The 13,034-nt window shown below is 66.5% G+C and carries 13 protein-coding genes; all 13 read right to left on the bottom strand.

Features of this window, described 5'->3' with window-relative positions; genetic code table 11:
• Positions 1 to 20: 20 nt before the first annotated feature.
• A complete protein-coding gene (locus ACS5PK_RS00270) occupies positions 21 to 734 on the bottom strand; it encodes an RNA polymerase sigma factor FliA (RefSeq protein WP_439438282.1) in 714 nt (237 codons plus the stop codon).
• Positions 735 to 751: 17 nt separating this feature from the next.
• The gene (locus tag ACS5PK_RS00265; RefSeq protein ID WP_439438281.1) at positions 752 to 1,561 is read right to left on the bottom strand and encodes a MinD/ParA family ATP-binding protein; all 810 of its coding nucleotides are present in this window, start codon (positions 1,559 to 1,561) and stop codon (positions 752 to 754) included.
• Positions 1,562 to 1,598: 37 nt separating this feature from the next.
• Positions 1,599 to 3,227, bottom strand: coding sequence for a flagellar biosynthesis protein FlhF (gene flhF / locus ACS5PK_RS00260; protein ID WP_439438280.1), 1,629 nt, complete (start codon positions 3,225 to 3,227; stop codon positions 1,599 to 1,601).
• 46 nt (positions 3,228 to 3,273) lie between these two features.
• Positions 3,274 to 5,364, bottom strand: a complete 2,091-nt coding sequence (gene flhA / locus ACS5PK_RS00255) for a flagellar biosynthesis protein FlhA (RefSeq protein ID WP_439438279.1) — start codon at positions 5,362 to 5,364, stop codon at positions 3,274 to 3,276.
• Positions 5,361 to 6,539, bottom strand: coding sequence for a flagellar biosynthesis protein FlhB (gene flhB / locus ACS5PK_RS00250; RefSeq protein WP_439438278.1), 1,179 nt, complete (start codon positions 6,537 to 6,539; stop codon positions 5,361 to 5,363). Before flhB ends, flhA begins: the two co-directional genes overlap by 4 nt.
• Positions 6,540 to 6,861: 322 nt before the next feature.
• On the bottom strand, positions 6,862 to 7,497 hold the full coding sequence (locus ACS5PK_RS00245) for a protein phosphatase CheZ (RefSeq protein WP_439438277.1): 636 nt from the start codon (positions 7,495 to 7,497) through the stop codon (positions 6,862 to 6,864).
• An 11-nt stretch (positions 7,498 to 7,508) separates the two neighbouring features.
• Positions 7,509 to 7,901 carry a chemotaxis response regulator CheY gene (gene cheY / locus ACS5PK_RS00240; protein WP_439438276.1) on the bottom strand — a complete coding sequence of 131 codons (393 nt, stop codon included), beginning with the start codon at positions 7,899 to 7,901 and terminating at the stop codon, positions 7,509 to 7,511.
• A gap of 104 nt (positions 7,902 to 8,005) precedes the next feature.
• Positions 8,006 to 8,932 carry a flagellar motor protein MotB gene (gene motB / locus ACS5PK_RS00235; RefSeq protein ID WP_269633794.1) on the bottom strand — a complete coding sequence of 309 codons (927 nt, stop codon included), beginning with the start codon at positions 8,930 to 8,932 and terminating at the stop codon, positions 8,006 to 8,008.
• Between the two features lie 45 nt (positions 8,933 to 8,977).
• Positions 8,978 to 9,838 carry a flagellar motor stator protein MotA gene (gene motA / locus ACS5PK_RS00230; RefSeq protein ID WP_269633793.1) on the bottom strand — a complete coding sequence of 287 codons (861 nt, stop codon included), beginning with the start codon at positions 9,836 to 9,838 and terminating at the stop codon, positions 8,978 to 8,980.
• Positions 9,839 to 9,959: 121 nt separating this feature from the next.
• A complete protein-coding gene (locus ACS5PK_RS00225; RefSeq protein ID WP_439438275.1) occupies positions 9,960 to 10,754 on the bottom strand; it encodes a class I SAM-dependent methyltransferase in 795 nt (264 codons plus the stop codon).
• A 17-nt stretch (positions 10,755 to 10,771) separates the two neighbouring features.
• A complete protein-coding gene (flhC, locus tag ACS5PK_RS00220) occupies positions 10,772 to 11,308 on the bottom strand; it encodes a flagellar transcriptional regulator FlhC (RefSeq protein ID WP_439438274.1) in 537 nt (178 codons plus the stop codon).
• A gap of 208 nt (positions 11,309 to 11,516) precedes the next feature.
• Positions 11,517 to 11,840 (bottom strand): flagellar transcriptional regulator FlhD, encoded by a 324-nt coding sequence (gene flhD, locus ACS5PK_RS00215; protein WP_439438273.1) that lies wholly within the window; start codon positions 11,838 to 11,840, stop codon positions 11,517 to 11,519.
• Positions 11,841 to 12,071: 231 nt separating this feature from the next.
• Complete coding sequence (locus ACS5PK_RS00210; RefSeq protein WP_439438272.1) at positions 12,072 to 12,563, bottom strand: hypothetical protein; 492 nt, start codon at positions 12,561 to 12,563, stop codon at positions 12,072 to 12,074.
• Positions 12,564 to 13,034: the final 471 nt, after the last annotated feature.

The following is a 13,034-nucleotide window of genomic DNA, read 5'->3' as shown; positions in this document are numbered from 1 at the left end:
CCAAGGTCTGGGGAGAAGTTTTACCAGTCGCGCAGCTTCACGCGCAAGCGGGCGATCGCCTGACTGTGCAGTTGGCAGACCCGTGATTCGGTCACTTTCAGCACAGCCGCGATTTCCTTGAGGTTCATGTCGTGCTCGTAGTACATGCTCATGACGAACTGCTCGCGCTCAGGCAGGTTCTTGATGGCGGCGACCAGGGCCTCGCGCATGCGATGGTCCTGCAGCTGCGCCATGGGGTTGTTGCTCTCGTCGACCACATGGCGGTCGAGGTAGTCGTCACTGCCTTCATCGCCGCTCATGTCCTCCAGGTAGACCAGCTGCGTGCCGCGCACCTTCGACAGCATTTCCTGGTAGTCGGCCAGGCTGAGGCCCATCTCGGCGGCAATCTCGGACTCATGCGGCGCTCGCCCCAGGCGCTGCTCCAGCTTGTGTACGGCGGCTTCGATGGAGCGCTGCTGGCGACGCGTGCCGCGGCTCATCCAGTCGCCGCCGCGCAGCTCGTCCAGCATGGCGCCGCGGATACGCTGGGTGGCAAAGGTCTCGAACTGCACGCCCTGCGCCACGTCGAAGCGCGAGAGCGCATCAGTGAGCCCGATCAGGCCCACCTGGATCAGATCGTCCAGTTCCACATTGGCCGGCAGCTTGGCGATCATCTGGTGAGCCAGGCGTCGGACCAGACCGCTGTACTGCTGGATCAGCGCAGAGTTGTCGAGGCGGCCTTTGGCGGTATACATCTTCAGCTCCTGCAACATCAGTTGGCTGCCACCACCGGCCGTGCCGGACGGAGATTCACCAGGGGCCGCAGCGGGCGGGCCTGCTGCGCCGCATCTGGCGCCAGGCCCTGGGGCACGACCGCCAGGAGCTCGCGGGCCAGGTGTCGCACCTCGGGCGACAAGGGGGCCGTGGGCGGCGTGCGGGGATCCATGCAGGCCCAGTCGCGCAGGACGGCGCCCAGGAAGCCATCGCCGCAGCTGCTGATCTGCTGGGCGATGCGCTCCGCCAGGCGCAGCTGCGGGTGGCAGGCCATCAAGAGGCTGTAGACCATGATGCCGGCACGCTGGCTGAGCCATTTCATGCCGGCATAGGCCTGGGTGACACTGCGGGTATCGGTATCGGCCAGCAGCACCGGACGCAGTTCACGCGAATTGAGCACGCGTGCCAGTTCGGCGGCCGGCGCATGCAGGATCATGACGTCGGCCTGGGGTGCGGCCTCGCTCAAGGCCTGCAGGAACTCGGCGGCCGAGCCATTCGCATTGATGTAGCGCAGCGGCAGGCCGCGGGCGGCCAGGTAGCTCACCTGGCGAGACAGCCGCTCCACGCATGCCGAGAGATCAACGGCCGCCATCTCGCTGGCCGCGGGAGACAGCTCGCCCGCATCGACCACCAGTGTCTGCAGGCCCATCTCCGAGAAGGCGGCGCAGAGGCCTTCCAGCAGCACGCCGGAGTCCATCACTTCGGGGTTGCTCACCACGGGGATGAAGCGCACGCGGGAGGCGGCAAAGAGCTTGCGCAGGCCATCGGCCTGGTCTTGCGGGGTCTTGCTGAAGGGTGGCTCGCGCATGGGGAGGTCTCGATGGGGTCGATGACTCGGGGGCGGCTCAGTGCACGCCCGGGGCCGTGGACTGCACGGCGGCCAGCGCGGGGCCTCCGGCAAAGATCAGGTTCACATCGGCGCTGTCCATGCGCCAAGCAGCGTGGGCCTGGCTGCGCAGCGCGCGCTGCACCAGGGCCTGGGCCGACAGGCGATGCCAATCTTCCGGCACTCGCTGCCCGTTGGCAACGCCAATAATGCGCAAACGATGGCGAATCATGGTGTCCAGTGCAGGCGCCAGCTTCACGGCCTCGTCGATCTTGGACAGGACCACGCCCTGGCAGGTCTGGGCGCGCCAGGCGCCGGCCACGTCCTCGATGGTTTCGCCCTGCTGGGCGGCATTGACCACCAGGATGCGGCGGATGCTGGGGTGGGCCAGCATCTCCAGCAGCTCGTGGGTGCGGCTGTCGCGCTGGGCCATGCCTGCGGTGTCGATGAGCACCATCTTCTTGCCAGAGAGCAGCTCCAGCAGGTCCTCCAGCGACGCGCGGTCATGTGCGGTGTGCACAGGCACGCCGAGGATGCGGCCGTAGGCACGCAGTTGCTCGTGGGCGCCGACGCGGTAGGCGTCCAGCGTGATCAGGCCCAGCTGCGAAGCGCCATGGCGGGTTGCGAAGGCCGCAGCGATCTTGGCCGTGGTGGTGGTCTTGCCCACGCCGGTCGAGCCGATCAAGGCGAAGACACCGCCCTGCTCTTCCAGAGGCGGGTTCATCTCGTCGGTGAGCAGGTTGCGGGTCAGCACCTGAGCGGCCCACTGGGTCTCGTCGGCCCCCTCCTTGCCCTCCAGATGCACCGAGCAGCCCTCGACCAGCTTGCGCACCAGGGCAGGAGAGAAGCCCACGTCCAGCAGGCGTTGCGTGAGGCGGGCCTGCACAGGCTGGCGCTGCAGCTTTTCCATGAAGGCCAGGGCGCCGAAGCGCTCCTCGATCAGGCCCTTCATGGAGCGCAGCTCGTTCATCATGTCTTGCTGATCGCGGCGACCGGTGCCAGGCATGTCGGACAGCTGAGGCACGGGGCGCTGTTCAGCGGAGATGCGGATTTCGTCCCGCAGCACGGGCGGGTTGCGGCGGGGCGGCTCGGCCACGGGCGCCGCGGGGGTGTCCAGCCGACGCGCCCCCAGGGTCTGCATCGCGGACTGCGCGCGCTGCTGACGTGCAGCGGCCATGGTGGCCAGGCTTTGCGCAGCGGGCAACTCGGGCGGGGCTGCGGCCATGTCCATGGGATCAGGCTGGCCGTTGAGCTCGGCCTGGCGGCGCTTGAGCATGCGCTCGCGCACATAGTCCTGGAAGCTCAGGGTGCTCATGGCCAGGGTCTGCACGTCCTCGTCCACGGCCTGACCGAAGCTGGGTTCATTGCGCTCGGCCACACGCTGGGCCAGGCGGGCGCTGCCGGCCATGGTGGGCACGGGTGCGGCAGCCGGCCGGGCCTGCACACGGGCCGGGCCGCGGGCCTCGACGCGCGGCGCGGTGGCGGCCACTCGCTCGATCTGGCTCATGCCCTCGGGCGCCATGGCCAGCACCTCCACGCCTTCGGCGCAGGGCTTGTTGGACAGCACGACGGCGTCGTCGCCAAAGGCCTGGCGCACCAGCGCGAGGGCCTCGCGGGACGTACGGGCGGTGAAGCGTTTGACGTTCATGCGGCCTCCAGACAAGGCAGGGCATCAGTCATCACGGCGCGGGGGCTCATGCAGCCGCTCCGATGATGGATCCGATGCGGATCGAGTGGGTCTCGGGAATCTCGCTGTGGCCCAGCACCTTGAGGCGCGGGGCAGCACGGCGCAGCAGTCGGGCCAGCGGCGCGCGGATCAGGTCCGGCACCAGCAGGCATGCGGGCACGCCGCGGTCCTCCTGGGCCTGGGTCTGCTCGGCCGCGCTGCGGGCCAGGGTGTCCGCCACGCCGGGGTCCAGCGCGGCGCCGTGGGGGGAATTCAGGGCCTGGGTCACCAGACGCTCCAGCTCGGGCTCCAGGGCGATCACGTCCAGCTCCTTCACCGGGCCGTAGATCTGCTGGACGATGGCCGGGGCGATGTGCACGCGCACGCGGCGGCCCAGCTCGATGGGATCGATGGTGGCGGCGGCATTCTCGGAGATGGACTCGACGATGGAGCGCATGTCACGGATGTGCACGCCCTCCTCCAGCAGGAACTGGAGAACCTTTTGCAGTGTGGCGATGCCGACCATCTTGGGGATCACGTCTTCGATCAACTGGGGTTGCTGCTTGGTGAGGTGATCCACCAGCTGCTGCGTCTCCACCCGGCCCAGGAGACGGGCCGCGTGAACTTGCATCAAGTGTGAAAGATGGGTGGCAATGACAGTCGAACAATCAACGACCGTAAATCCAGCCATTTGGGCCATTTCCCGCTGGCGCTCCTCGATCCATGTCGCGGGCAGGCCGAAGGCGGGGTCGGTGGTGGCGGTGCCGATGAGCTTCTGCGTGGCATGGCCGGGGTTGATCGCCAGCCACATGCCGGGATAGGCCTCGGCCTCGCCGATGACGGCGCCGCGCAGGGTCAGGCGGTACTGGCTGGGGCGCAGTTCGAGGTTGTCGCGGATGTGCACGGCTGGCGGCAGGAAGCCCACCTCCTGCGCGAACTTGCGGCGCACGCCCTTGATGCGGGAGAGCAGGTCGCCCTCCTTGGTCTTGTCCACCAGGGTGATCAGGCGGTAGCCAACCTCCAGGCCCAGGACGTCAACGGGCTGCAGGTCGTCCCAGCTGGCCTCGGCGTTGGCTTCGGGGGGTGGCGGCGGCATCTGCTCTGCCTTGGCTGCCTGGGCGATCTGCTCCTTGCGCTTGAGCCACCAGGCCAGATAGCCCAGGCCCGAGGCGATCAGCAGGAAGACCACATGCGGCATGCCCGGGATCAGGCCCAGCATGCCGATCACGCCCGAGGTGATGGCCAGGCTCTTGGCCGAGCCGAAGACCTGGCGGCCGATCATGGAGCCGATGTCCTTGTCCTTGCCGACGCGCGACACCACCATGGCTGCAGCCACGGAGATCAGCAGGGCCGGGATCTGGGCCACCAGGGCATCACCGACGGCCAGCAGGATGTAGGAGTCGGCCGCCTGGCCGGCCGTCAGGCCGTGCTGGGCCACGCCGATGATGAAGCCGCCGATGATGTTGATGAAGAGGATCAGGATGCCCGCCACGGCGTCGCCGCGCACGAACTTGCTGGCACCGTCCATGGAACCGAAGAAGTCGGCTTCGTCGCTCAGCTCGGCGCGGCGGCGCTTGGCTTCCTTCTCGTCGATCAGGCCGGCGTTGAGGTCGGCATCGACCGCCATCTGCTTGCCGGGCATGGCATCCAGGGTGAAGCGCGCGCCGACCTCGGCGATGCGCTCGGCACCCTTGGTCACCACGATGAAGTTGATCACCACGAGGATGGCGAACACGATCAGGCCGACGGCGAAGTTGCCGCCGATCAGGAAGTGCCCGAAGGACTCGATCACGCGGCCCGCCGCGCCCGTGCCGGTATGGCCCTGCAGCAGCACCACGCGGGTGGAGGCCACGTTCAGCGAAAGGCGCATCAGCGTGGTCAGCAGCAGCACCGTGGGGAAGGCGGCGAAGTCCAGCGGCTTGAGCATGTGGGCCGCCACCATCATCACCATGACGGCCATGGCGATGTTGAAGGTGAACAGCAGGTCCAGCATGAAGGGCGGCAGCGGCAGCACCATCATGGACAGGATCATGATGATGGCGATGGGCGCACCCAGGGCGCCGACGATCTGCGCGCGCGGGCCCAGCATGGCCTGCAGTTGAGCCATCACGGCATTCATGCCTCATCCTCCAGAAGATCGGCATCGGCGGGGCGATGCGGCTTGTTGTGCGGGTCCAGCTCGGGCGGCACCTGCGGATCCGGCATCTGCGCGGGCGCCTGGCCCTGGCCGGCCATGGCAGCCTTGAGCTGGTACACATAGGCCAGCACCTGGGCCACGGCGGCGAACAGGGCGGCGGGGATCTCGCGGTCCACCTCGGCGTGCGCATAGAGGGCGCGCGCCAGCATGGGGGACTGCAGCACCGGCACTTTGGATTCCTTGGCCAGGTCGCGGATGCGAAAGGCCAGCAGGTCGGTGCCCTTGGCCACGACCTTGGGCGCGGCCATGCTGCCCTCTTCGTACTTGAGGGCCACGGCGTAGTGGGTGGGGTTCATCACCACCAGGTCGGCCGTGGGCACGGCGGCCATCATGCGGCGCCTGGCCATCTCGCGCATGCGGGCCCGCATCTTGCCTTTCATCTCGAGGTTGCCCTCGATCTCCTTCATCTCCTGCTTGGCCTCTTCGCGGCTCATGCGCAGGCGCTTGAGGTAGAGATGGCGCTGCAGCGGGACATCGATGACGGCGAAGAGGGCCAAGGCCAGGCCCAGCAGGGCCAGGCCCTGCATGAGCTGCTGGCCGGCATAGGCAATGGCGCTGGGCAGGGGCACCGACATGATGCCCACGTAGGCCGAGATGCGGTCGCGCAGCACCATGGCGCCCACGCCGCCGAGCAAGAGGGCCAGCAGTACGGCCTTGAGTGCCTGCCCCAGTTGCTGCCACTGGAACAGCCGGGCAATGCCTTGCAGTGGATTCAGGTGTTCGAAGCGCGGTGTGAGCGGCTTGAAGGTCCAGTTCCAGCCTCCGGCAGCCACATTGGCGGCCACGGCCACCAGCATCAGCAAGCCGCAGATGGGCAGCAGGAACATCAATGCCTGCAGCGTCAGCTCACCCAGGCGCTCACCCATGAAGCCGGGACGCTGCAGCAGCTGTGCATCGAAATGCAGGCCGTGCCGGATCAGCTTCTGCAGCCAGTCAAGGGCATTCGGCGCACCGGCGGACAGCAGGGCGCCAGCGCTGACCAGCATTGCGAAGTGCGGCAGGTCTCGCGAGCGCGGCAGCTGACCCTCGGCCCGAGATCTTTGGATCTTCTTGGCCGATGCGGGTAAGTTGCGGTCTTGTGCGTCTTGGTCTGCCATGGCGTGATGCCGCCGGACGGGACGGTCCGGGGGATGGCGACATTCTTTGCCGCAGGCCGGGGAAACTTAAGCCGGATAAGCGGGGGGAAAGGGGTGGTCATTCCCGCCCGCGCAGGACCACTGGCCCTGAGCACATGTCGGCGAGCAGTGCTGTGGGGACCACAGCAGCGGCTGGGGTGCCGCCGGTGCCACCAGGGACTCGACGTCCAGGGCAGCAACAAAAAGCCCGCCGGTGCATCGCACCCAGCGGGCTGTGGAAGACCCGGCAAACGTGGCCGGGCCGGAGGACAACAAAGGGTCAGAACAAGGGTCGGAACAAGGGTCAGAAGCCCAGGCTGGCGAGCAGGTCGTCGACCTCGCTCTGGTTGGCCACGACATCGGTGCGGCCTTCCGGATTGACCACCGGGCCTTGCAGGATGTTGGGGTCGACCTTCTCACGCTGCTCGGGCGGCACCACCTGCACCAGCAGCTTGACCAGGCTGTCTTCCAGGTCGTTGGCCAGGGTCACCACCTTGGCCACCACCTGACCAGTCAGGTCGTGGAAGTCCTGGGACAGCATGATGTCCGTCAGGTGCTGGTCGATGTGGGCCGTCGAGTCCTCGACCTGCTTGACGAAGTTGAAGACCGCGCCGGACGCCACCGCCTTGACCGGGTCCGCCGTGATGGCCTTGGCCATCTCCGCGGTCGCAGCCGAGATCTTGGCGTGCTCGGTCTTGGCCTGGTCCACCGAGTTCAGCACCTTGTTGGCGGCCTCGGCGGTCTTGTTGGCGATGTAGGTGAGGCGGCTGCGCGCGTCCGGCAGGCCGTCGGTCGCGGTCTGCAGCTTGGGCATCACACCCAGCTGCTGCATGGTGTCATGCAGAACCCGCGTAATGGTACCCAGCTGCTGGAACACCTCCGGCGAGACCATCAGAGGATCGGTACCGGCGCCCAGCTTGGTGAAATCTTCGGCTTTCATGGCCTTCTCCCTCAAGCGGCCGCAGCCAGCTTCTGCATGATCTTCTGCACCTTCTCTTCCAGCGTCGCCTTGGTGAAAGGCTTGACGATGTAGCCGGCGGCCCCGCTCTGCGCGGCCAGCACGATGTCTTCCTTGCGCGCTTCGGCCGTCACCATCAGCACCGGCAGGTGCTTCAGCGTGGCGTCTTCCTTGATGGCCTTGAGCAGCTCGAAGCCCGTCATATTGGGCATGTTGATGTCGCTCACCACAAAGTCGAACTTGCCGTTCTTCAGCATGTTCAGGGCCTCGACGCCATCCTCCGCCTCTTCGGCATTGTTGTAGCCGATCTCCTTCAGCAGACCGCGCACGATGCGGCGCATGGTCGAGAAGTCATCGACGATCAGAAATTTCATGTCAGTGCTCATGGCGTTCCTCGCAAGGGGCTTGAGGGCTGGTCGAACCTGGTTCCTGCAACAGGCCTGGCCTGCGGTGGCGCGGGCCTGCTGCGACGGGACGTTTCAACGCTTCTTTACGGTTTCTCGGCCGCTGATGCTGCATTGTCAGCCGGTTCGTCCTCGTTGTCCGGCAGATTTTTCAGCACCGCGTCTTCCGCATCACGGTTCATCACGATGATGCTGATCCGGCGGTTGATCGGGCTTCGGGGATCGTCGGGTTCCAGCAGCTTGCTCGCCGCCAGGCCCTGCACGCGCAGCACCCGCGACTCCGGCAAGCCACCGGACAGCAACTCCCGCCTGGAAGCATTGGCACGGTCCGCCGACAGCTCCCAGTTGCTGTATCCCCGCTCACCCCCCGAGAAGGGCTGTGCATCAGTATGCCCCTCCAGCGTCAGGCGGTTGGGGACCTCGGCAAGGACGGCGCCAAGTTCGCGAAGTAGTTCTCGCATATAGGGTTTGACCACGGCGCTGCCGCTGTCGAACATGGGCCGGTTGTTCTCGTCGACGATCTGGATGCGCAGGCCCTCGCGTGTCATTTCGAGACGGATCTGCCCCCCCAGTGATGCCAGCGAGGGATTGTTGGCCAGCACTTCCTTGATCTTGTCCTTGAGTTCCTGCAGACGGGTGCGCTCGGCGCGGCGCTGCTCCTCCTTGAGGGCACGCAGGTTGATGGTGTGGCGCGGGGCGTCGACGTCGCCGGCCTTGACCTGGCCGGTCTGGCGGGTCAGGTCTTGCCCCCCGCCCTTGATCACATGCGAGGAGTCGCCCGAGCCCGAGCCGCCGCTCAGGGCCACCTTCAACGGCGAGGAGAAGTAGTCGGCAATGCCCTTCTTGTCACCCTCGGTGGTGGAGCCCAGCAGCCACATCAGCAGGAAGAAGGCCATCATGGCCGTCACGAAGTCGGCGTAGGCGATCTTCCAGGCGCCGCCATGTGCGCCATGGCCGCCCTTCTTGATCTTCTTGATGATGATGGGCTGGAGCTTCTTGGCGTCACCGGCCATGGCGCATCACTCCCCGGTCATCAGAAGGCAAGGCGGCGCCGGGCCTCATTTCTTGCCCTTCACATGGCTCTCCAGCTCGGTGAAGCTGGGGCGGTCACCCGAATACAGCACCTTGCGGCCGAACTCGATCGCCACCTGGGGCGCATAGCCCTGCATGCTGGCCAGAAGGGTGGTCTTGATGCACTGCAACTCCTTGCCGGCGTCCTCGACCTTCTGCTCCAGCAGGCCGGCCAGCGGCTCCGCGAAACCGTAGGCCAGCAGAATGCCAAGAAAGGTACCGACCAGGGCTGAGCCGATCATGCCGCCCAGCACGGCCGGGGGCTGGCCCACCGAACCCATGGTGTTCACCACGCCCAGCACGGCCGCCACGATGCCGAAGGCCGGCAGGCCGCCAGCCAGGCGGTTGAGGGCCGCAACGGCGGCGTGCTCCTCCTGGTGGTGAGTCTCGATCTCGGCGTCCATCAGCGACTCGATCTCATGGGCGTTGAGATTGCCCGAGACCATCATGCGCAGGTAGTCGGTGATGAACTCGGTCACGTGGTGGTCGTTGCCCACGGTGGGGTACTTCTGGAACAGGGGCGAGCTGTGCGGGTCCTCGACGTCCTTCTCGATGGACATCAGGCCCTCCTTGCGGGCCTTCTGGAGGATGTCGTACATGAGGGCCAGCAGCTCCATGTAGCGGGCCTTGCTGAACTTGCTGCCCTTGAAGCACATGCCCAGGCCCTTCATGGCGCCCTTGACCACCTTCATCTGGTTGTTGGCCAGGAAGGCGCCGAAGGCGGCCCCGAAGATGGTGATGAACTCGAAGGGCAGTGCATGCAGCACGACGCCGATATTGCCTCCGTGCGCGATGAACACGCCGAAGATGCAACCCATGGCAATGAGCCAGCCGACGATGACGAACATGGTGTGTGAATGCTGCTGTGTCTGAAGCCCTTATCGGCCACGCGCACTGGCTCTTGAGCACGGCCGGGAGGCAGCCCCGCCGGACCGCCAAGAATGACCGGCCGCGGCCGATGACAAGGGTTCAGAAACGATAGACATGAACGCTGTGGCGCCCCCCGAGGGGCCGGATCAGTATGGCAGGCGTGCCCGGCAGCGGAAAGTCCAGGCTGATCAGCCAAGCACCGGACTCAAGTTCTGCGCGCGCCTTGGCTTCGGCCTGCGCCATGCTTTCCGGGCGCTGGAAGATATAGACCAGTTGATAGCCCGCCCAGGTCTGCGCCCACATATCGCCCCTGCGGACCTGCGCCCAGGGATGGCGCAGCCGGCAGAAGAAGGCCAGCAAGGCACTCCATTCCACGCCATGGATCTCTGCGGCGGGGAAACAACGGTGCAGCTCCCGCAGGCCGGCGCCCAGGCCGCAGCCGGCGTCCAGGATGCGGGCATCCGCCGGCAGCTGAAGCTGCGCCTGCAGCCCTGCCAGCGCACCGGCAGGCGTCGGGAACAGTGGCGCATCACGCCAGGTGCTGCGTGGATACATCAGGACCAGCAGGGCCAGGGGCAGCAACCAGCACCAGGCCGGCAGGCCTGCCAGCCCCTTGTGCAGCAGCAGCGAAACGGCAAAGCCACCCAGCACCATGAAGCGACGCCAGCGGCGCTCATGCAGCCAGGCCAGGCCAGCGACCGGCAGCAGTGAGCCCAGCAAGGACACCAGCGCCCCCAGGGGCTGCAGCACCGTCAGCAGCAGCCAGCCCAGCAGCCAGCTCAGAAGCGCCGACGCCGGCCACAGCCGGCGATTCCAGGGGCGCGCCGCCTCGGGCGCCTCCTCGGCGTCCGGCGGCGTGGTGAGGGCGGACTTCCCGGCAGACGGTTCCTGCATGACCACCCTGCACCGCCTCAATGCATCTGGATCGCGCCCTGAGCGCGGCCCTTGCCGGCACGGGCCGGGGGGTTGCACAGGCCACAGACATAGTGGCGGGAGATTTCATGCGGATGGGTGACGAAATGACCGCCGCACTTGCAGCACTTGGTCATGGTCAGCATGCCGTTGTCCACGAACTTCACCAGACGCCAGGCGCGGGTCACCGACAGCAGCGGCTCCAGGCCCTGGGCCTGCACCTGTTCCAGATAGAGCTGGTAGGCCTTGATCACGGTGTCGATCTCCTCGATTTCGGCCACCTTGTTCAGGTACTCGTGCATGTTCAGGAACAGCGAGGCATGGATATTGGGCTGCCAGGTCATGAACCAGTCCGTCGAGAAGGGCAGCTGGCCCTTGGACGGCGACTTGCCGGAGACTTCCTTGTACAGGCGCAGCAGGCGCTCGTAGGACAGGTCCGTTTCCGATTCCAGCACCTGCAGGCGGGCACCCAACTGGATCAGGGTCACAGCGCGCTCGATCTGGCGGGCTTCGGTCAGGATGGACTTGCTGCGCATGGTAGGTCTCCAGTCTATTCAAACTACTCGGTTCATCTGGCCTGCAGTTCAAGCCCGCCCGCGGCGGGCTCGAACTGCGTATTGAATGGGCCGGCGCCGGGCCGCCCCAAGCCGGCCCCCTTGCAGTGCCCACCCACCCCATGGCGGGTGGGCACTGCACCCCCTCGGGGGGTGGTCGCCCGTACCCGGGCGACCGGGGGCTCACATGTCAGGCGGCTTCCTGGTGACGCCCCGCCAGCAGGATGGAGGCATGCAGTCGCGACACGGCGTCGTTGGCCGCCGGCTTGCCGTGGCTGGTCAGCAGGCCCCACACCAGGTCGTCGTCCATGCGGAAGCGGCACAGCAGGGTGTTGCCCGAAGAGATCTTCATGATCTGGGCCGGGGTCAGGGTGGCGATCAGCGTCGCCGTCTCTTCCGAGATGCCCAGGCGGAACAGGGCCTGCTCACGGTCCGTACGGATCAGGCTCTGAGCCAGCATCAGGTACGACAGATTGGCTTCACGGATCTCGGTGAGGATTTGTTCGGCATTCATGTCGGGCTCCTGTTCTTCGCTTCGTTTGCGTGTCAACGTGAGACGAATTGTGAAGAGCACAACAGGTGCGAAACATCAGCCCATTTCGGTCGATGAAGTCCCGGTATTTCGCAGCCGCTTGTCAGGCAAATTCCTACACGGCTGTCGGCCCGGCAAAGAGAAAAGGCCTGCTGCGCAGGGGCAGCAGGCCTTCTTCAGAGGGATCGGCGCCGGAGGCCGACAGGGACGCTGTCAGCCAGCGGCTGACGCACCGGACGCCTCGTTCGCGCGGGACTGTAGCCGCGCCAGTTCCACGCGCACCAGGCCAAGCAGCTCCGGCGCCTCGCGCTCCAGGCTGATCAGGCCCTGCCCGGTCAGCAGCTGAGTGAGCACACGCAGGGCCTCGGCCTCCTCGCCCAGGCCGGCCAGGGCGAAGCCCAGAGTGTAGAGGCTGGCACCGTGGTGAGGGGTAATGACCAGGGCCTCACGGGCGTAGCGCACCGCATGAGCCAGCTCGCCAGCGCTCAGCAGCAGAGCGGCCATGTCGCTGAGCAGCTCGTGGCTCAGCGGTTCCTGCTCCAGCGCGCCAGCCAGCAGGGCCATGCCCTGCCCCAGGCGCCCGTGGGAGGCTTCGGCGAAGGCCGCGTTGCGGGCCTGGGCCAGCAGCCACTGGGCTTCCGGATTGGGATTGATCATGGCGGCGGGCATGGCCTCGCGCGCGCCTTCAGTGTGGGTCGAACGCATGTGCATCTCCTGCAGATAGGCCAACTGGGGCCGTTGAAAGGGACGCAAACAATGCATGGCCTGCCATCGCTGACCGGCAGGGGCAGGCTTATCGTCCGCGTTGGCGCCCACTTTAGGGATCCGTCCCCCGCCCAATGGCTTGAAAAGCGGGGTCTGGCGCCTTCATCTCGGCGCCTGTCCCGCCCGGCCCGCGCCGAAATTGCAGACAGGGCCCCGCCTCCAGTGGCATGAGGGCGAGGCCCGTAGCAGCGTGCTCCTGACGCTCACTTCTTGCCTTCTTCCACCTTTGCCGCGGCGATGACGCGGCGCTCCCTTCAGCAAAGGACCTCCGCCCCGCTCCAGCCCCCCACCGACGCCAGACCGGCATTCCTTCACAGTCCAGGCCTGCTCCCGCCTGAACTTGAAACGAAGAAAAGCACGGCAAGTCTCCCGGCTATTCAAAAGATCACAGGTCTTGACAAAAAGCCCTCA

The sequence above is a fragment of the Roseateles sp. DB2 genome, from assembly GCF_051857535.1.
Lineage (GTDB): Bacteria > Pseudomonadota > Gammaproteobacteria > Burkholderiales > Burkholderiaceae_C > Roseateles_B.
Note: the sequence above shows the minus strand (reverse complement) of the source record. Positions and strands in the feature narration are given on the sequence as shown.

Excerpts from the sequence above, each read along its gene's own strand:
- ACS5PK_RS00270 (WP_439438282.1), bottom strand. The coding sequence starts at position 734 with ATGTATACCGCCAAAGGCCGCCTCGACAACTCTGCGCTGATCCAGCAG.
- ACS5PK_RS00265 (WP_439438281.1), bottom strand. The coding sequence starts at position 1,561 with ATGCGCGAGCCACCCTTCAGCAAGACCCCGCAAGACCAGGCCGATGGC.
- flhF (WP_439438280.1), bottom strand. The coding sequence starts at position 3,227 with ATGAACGTCAAACGCTTCACCGCCCGTACGTCCCGCGAGGCCCTCGCG.
- flhA (WP_439438279.1), bottom strand. The coding sequence starts at position 5,364 with ATGAATGCCGTGATGGCTCAACTGCAGGCCATGCTGGGCCCGCGCGCG.
- flhB (WP_439438278.1), bottom strand. The coding sequence starts at position 6,539 with ATGGCAGACCAAGACGCACAAGACCGCAACTTACCCGCATCGGCCAAG.
- ACS5PK_RS00245 (WP_439438277.1), bottom strand. The coding sequence starts at position 7,497 with ATGAAAGCCGAAGATTTCACCAAGCTGGGCGCCGGTACCGATCCTCTG.
- cheY (WP_439438276.1), bottom strand. The coding sequence starts at position 7,901 with ATGAGCACTGACATGAAATTTCTGATCGTCGATGACTTCTCGACCATG.
- motB (WP_269633794.1), bottom strand. The coding sequence starts at position 8,932 with ATGGCCGGTGACGCCAAGAAGCTCCAGCCCATCATCATCAAGAAGATC.
- motA (WP_269633793.1), bottom strand. The coding sequence starts at position 9,838 with ATGTTCGTCATCGTCGGCTGGCTCATTGCCATGGGTTGCATCTTCGGC.
- ACS5PK_RS00225 (WP_439438275.1), bottom strand. The coding sequence starts at position 10,754 with ATGCAGGAACCGTCTGCCGGGAAGTCCGCCCTCACCACGCCGCCGGAC.
- flhC (WP_439438274.1), bottom strand. The coding sequence starts at position 11,308 with ATGCGCAGCAAGTCCATCCTGACCGAAGCCCGCCAGATCGAGCGCGCT.
- flhD (WP_439438273.1), bottom strand. The coding sequence starts at position 11,840 with ATGAATGCCGAACAAATCCTCACCGAGATCCGTGAAGCCAATCTGTCG.
- ACS5PK_RS00210 (WP_439438272.1), bottom strand. The coding sequence starts at position 12,563 with ATGCGTTCGACCCACACTGAAGGCGCGCGCGAGGCCATGCCCGCCGCC.